Source organism: Polaromonas sp. P1_G2 (genome assembly GCF_056405515.1).
Map to the genome: position 1 here is coordinate 1 of NZ_JBFUBY010000820.1, position 546 is coordinate 546.

The window sequence follows — 546 nt, forward strand, 5'->3', positions numbered from 1 at the left end:
ACAAAACAGATTTCGAAAACGCAGCAAAATTAGCAGTCAGGAATGTAATTCACCACGGGGACACTGACATTTTTCCTTTTCCGTTTGAAAGGTTTGTTTTTCAAGACAACTTTGAAGATATTGTTGCGACAATTGTAGAATATAATGAAAATTTTGAGACATATCTCGCGAGATTCTCGCCACTAAACGTTAATTCATTAGCTCCAGTCAGCTATTTTGGTTTCCGTTGGGCCACGCAAATAGATTACATTTGGAACGCGTATTTTCTGGCATGTGTCCTGATACTTCGCAAAAAAATAGAAGAAGCACGCATTCCCGTAAAGGAGCAATGCGTATTTTCTTACCGGTTATCTGTAGACAAGAAAACAGGCGCGTTATTCAATACAAACTTTGGATTTCAGAGTTTCATGAAGAGGTCGCTTGAGCTTTCGCAGGATCATAAATTCGTTGTGATATGCGACATATCCGAGTTTTACGCCAGACTTGGGCATCACCGGCTTGAAAATGCACTCAAGCAGATAGACAGCGGCTCTGACTATCCTAGCA

1 protein-coding gene is annotated in these 546 nt (G+C 40.7%); it reads left to right on the top strand.

Features of this window, described 5'->3' with window-relative positions; translation table 11 throughout:
• The coding region (locus tag AC1D0P_RS27795) for a hypothetical protein (protein ID WP_477679679.1) at nt 1-546 on the top strand (546 nt) is incomplete at both ends.